Genomic DNA, 3,784 nt, shown 5'->3' on the forward strand with positions numbered 1-3,784 from the left:
GGGTCGACGGCGGCTATCGCCAGCACCTCGTCGAGCATGCAGCCACCCTCGGCATCGACATGGAAATCACTCAACGCAAGCCCGGGACCAGGGGACTCGCTCCTATCCCGAAACGGTGGGCGGTCGAGCGGACCTACGGCTGGCTCTTGCTCCACCGCCGCCTGGCCCGCGACTACGAAACCCTGCCCACCCGCTCCGAAGCCATGATCCACATCGCCATGACCGACCTCATGGGCCGCCGCTTAACCGGCGAGAACACCATCTCCTGGCGCGACCCGACATCGCACACCAAACGGCACATTCCGGGATGAAACAACGGGAGAAAACGACCTCTAATGCCGCCTTGGATCAGCCCAAAGGAACCGTGGCGTACGTCTCCCACTCATACATCTGCCGGTCGCGGTGCAGCACGATCAGTTGGGCACTGGTAATCCGTGCACGGGCGGACGCGTGATCAAGGCCCGCCAAGGCAGTTGCAACCGCTGTGGTCGGACCATCGCCGGCGCTGTAGGCCACGGATACGTGAAGTGTGAACACTTCAGCCTTCTCCGGTACCTCATCGAGGACGTCACCGATGGCCGCACGGATGCTGTCGCGTACCCGTCGCACTGGCGTATCCGGGTGAACGTGCAACAGGATGGCTTCCGGATCAATGACGGCCGGGCCGATCTCGGCATCGAAGACCGGCACTTCGGCAAGTCGCTCCGCAGCGGCGGCCACAATCTTGTCGACGTCCTTCTCGCTCGTCTCGCCCACGAAGCCGATGCCCTGCATGGTGAGGTGGAGCCACCGGTCGGGGATCAGGGTGACGCTGTCGCCGAGCGGAGCGAGAGCGGCCCGGTACTCGGCAGCCAGCCGGTGCACATCGTCCTGCCCCTCGAAGGTGAGGTGCCACGTGTAGAAACGACGGCCCACGCTCCAACCGGGCCGCCACCACCAGTGGTTCCGCATTGCCTCGGTGTCCGATGTCATCGCCGAGATCCAATCAGGCAGCACCGCTCCCTGGCGAAGCGCGAGACGTTACCAGGCTGCACTCCGCCTTGCCGCCATCTTGGGTACGTCGCTGACCACGGAACAAGAACCTGGTCCCGTTCCAGCGGGCGGTGAGGCGGTGGCGGGGGCCGATCTGGATGGAATCGTCGGGGCGGACGGTCCCTCCACAGCGGACCACAGCCATGACGCCACACTTGAACGTGCACATGACAGAGGGGATCCCGCATCATCAACGCGCATACCGATCTCGGCCTGTCCTACACGTCTGCGGCAGGATGGCCCTATCGCGACGGCTGCCTCCGGGGGGTTCCGACAGCTCCCCCGGAAGCGCCTATCGTTTCAGGCTTTAGCCGCGGCTACCTCGCGAACACGCGCGCCCAGCTCCTTGACCGAGCGGGAAGCGGCGTGCGGGGCGAGCTCCCTGCGCATCGTTCCGAAGTGGTCGTCACCGCGCACGGAAGAAACATGCTCGTACTCGTCCAGGAACCGCCCCCATGACTCGCACGACGCATCGACGTGCCCGATGCGGAGCTGACGCTGTGCGAGCACGGCGTAGGCGTGGACGCGGCCTTGGCGCTCTTCAGCGGGCTGCACCCGGATGGACTGCCGCATCGCTGCGATGCTGCCCTCCAGGTCTCCCTCTTCCATGAGCACGTGCGACACGTGGAAGAGGTAGGCAGTCTGGTCGTATCCGCCGATCGCGTCCCGCCGGTTGTCCGCCTTCGACAGGGCCGTCTCGGCTTCCCGGAGCCGGGTGTGGGCCTGCCGCCGGTCGCCCACCATGGAAGCCGCGTGCGCCTGTTGCCCGCGCAGGAAGGCCACGAGACGGGGGCCGGCCGAGGGTGCTGCTTCTGCGGCCGAGTCCGCGAGCTCAAGGGACATGTGCCCGTGCCCGAGGCTCGATGCCTGGAGCGACATGCCGCGCAGGGTCCGACAGTAGGTGACGTGGTCTTCCGCCTCGTTGGCGAGCCTGAGCGCGTTCACGTAGTACGTCTGGCCAAGGCCGTGGGCCTTTTCGTACATGGCCATCCAGCCGGTGAGGTACGTCAGGTCTGATGCGGCGGCGAGCATGTCCTGTTTCACCGGCTCGGAGGCCTGTGCTCGAAGCCACGGCCCGACGGTGTTGACCAGGAACGCGGCGGCCATCGGGCGCGCGTGCCCGGCCCCGAACTCGTCGAGGATGTCCGCGATGCGCTCCGTCATGGACCGGACGGAGGCCACCTGTGACGCTCCGATGCGGGTGGTGGCCTTGCCCGGCGTTATCGGCTCGCTGGCGGCCCGTGCATCCTGCTGAAAGGCAGGGACCGAGAGCGCTGCGGTGAACAGAGTCGCAGCCAGGAGGCTTCGACGAGATGGGTCCATGTCCGCCCTTCCGAGGTCGATCAGCTCCTCCACAGTGTCGACTGCGAGAGAGCCACCGACGGGCAGAGCGGGTTGCAGGCCAGCCTCCGCGTGCGTGACCGGTCTGCCTAAGCGCGCGGACAGCGCTTCCAGGATCAGCGGCCTGACCTCGGGTTTCGGCGGCGTGCCAGCGATCCAGTGCGCTACGGCCGTCCGGTCGTACGTCAGATCCAACCCAGCCTGCGGGCCAAGCCTGTTGACCTGCTGAGCGAGCTGTGTGCGCGTCCATCGTGCCTGGTCAAGCAGCCCGGCAAGGGCGGGGTTGGGTGTGCGGTTCCTCGTGGCCATGTACTCAACTCCCGACAGCTCATGGCGTTCACGGTGTTCACGGTCCCACCAGTCACCAACGGTACCCGCAGAGCGTGACCACGCGATTACCTCTTACAAGAAGCGATCGTTCTCAGCCCTTGGAGCAGCGGTGACCAGCGCATCACCAGCTACAGAAGGTGTCTCCAGGCTGGGAGACGGATGCACGGAGCACCACAGCCAGACAGGGAGCCACCCCGTGAACCCCCCAGAGAAGCGTCACGCCGCCACCGCAGAAGGAGCGAGCGTCACCGCGCTGAGCCCGGCCGGCACTGCGACCGCGCTCCTGCCGTTGCCCACAGAACCGGGCCCGTTCCGGTGGTCCACCCGTCTGATCGCCGATCGCGGAGCGGGGGCGAACGCCCGGCTGCGAGCCCGGCCCCGCCTCACCGTCTGCGGATGGCCCGGCAACGTCGACGCCGCCGCCCGCGTCATCGGGCACCTGGCCGACAACGCCGCCCGGCACGGACAGCCCTTCCACGACGGGAAGATCGTCGTCCGGCTGATCGCCCATCCCGGCACCAGCGAACTGCTCATCGAGGTCGACGACGCGCGCCCCGACTTCCCGGACTTCGAGCAGGTCGCGAACCAGAGCCACGAGACCCGGCCCGCCCCCACGGGGCTGTCGTGGGCGGCCCACTACCGCGGAACCGTCTCGTGGGACGTGAAGCGGGACGACGACGGCGCGGACGTCGGCAAGACCGTGCAGGTCATCCTCCCCGCGGCATGGGACGGCTCGGCATGACGCACCCGCCCCTCCCCCAGCGCGCAGCGCGGCTGCGCGGACTGCCGGAACGCGTCGACTTCGCGGCGCGGGACCTGGCCGTCGCGCCCGAAGAGGTCGCACCGGACATGGGCACCCTCGCCGCACGGGTGCGGAACCTGATGGACGTCCAGCAGGGTCGGCCGAGTCGCCTGCCGCTGGGCGGCCAGTTCTTCGACGCGGTCGTGACGGCCGCCGGCCCCGAGGCCTGGGGGGGGGGGGGGGGCGCGGGTGGCCGCCACACCCCCCCCCCCCCCCCCCCCCCCCCCCCCCCCCCCCCCCCCCCCCCCCCCCGCCCCCCCGCGGGCACGGGGCGATGTT

Annotated in this window: 4 protein-coding genes; 2 read left to right on the top strand and 2 right to left on the bottom strand. The window is 68.6% G+C overall.

Annotated features, from left to right (window positions below):
- The coding region (locus ACFXGX_RS31605) for a transposase (protein ID WP_384797872.1) at positions 1-311 on the top strand (311 nt) is incomplete at its 5' end.
- A gap of 37 nt (positions 312-348) precedes the next feature.
- Here ACFXGX_RS31605 and ACFXGX_RS31610 read toward each other — a convergent pair.
- Both ACFXGX_RS31610 and ACFXGX_RS31615 read right to left on the bottom strand, forming a co-directional pair.
- Positions 349-972: a 2'-5' RNA ligase family protein gene (locus tag ACFXGX_RS31610; RefSeq protein ID WP_384797875.1), complete on the bottom strand. Its 624-nt coding sequence runs from the start codon at positions 970-972 to the stop codon at positions 349-351.
- 360 nt (positions 973-1,332) lie between these two features.
- Entirely contained in the window at positions 1,333-2,682 is a 1,350-nt protein-coding gene (locus tag ACFXGX_RS31615) for a hypothetical protein (RefSeq protein ID WP_384797878.1), read from the bottom strand.
- Positions 2,683-2,899: 217 nt separating this feature from the next.
- Between ACFXGX_RS31615 and ACFXGX_RS31620 the strand changes: the two genes are divergently transcribed.
- A complete protein-coding gene (locus ACFXGX_RS31620) occupies positions 2,900-3,445 on the top strand; it encodes a hypothetical protein (RefSeq protein WP_384797881.1) in 546 nt (181 codons plus the stop codon).
- Positions 3,446-3,784 lie beyond the last annotated feature (339 nt).

Origin of the sequence: Streptomyces sp. NPDC059371, assembly GCF_042751995.1 — a bacterium.
Lineage (GTDB): Bacteria > Actinomycetota > Actinomycetes > Streptomycetales > Streptomycetaceae > Streptomyces.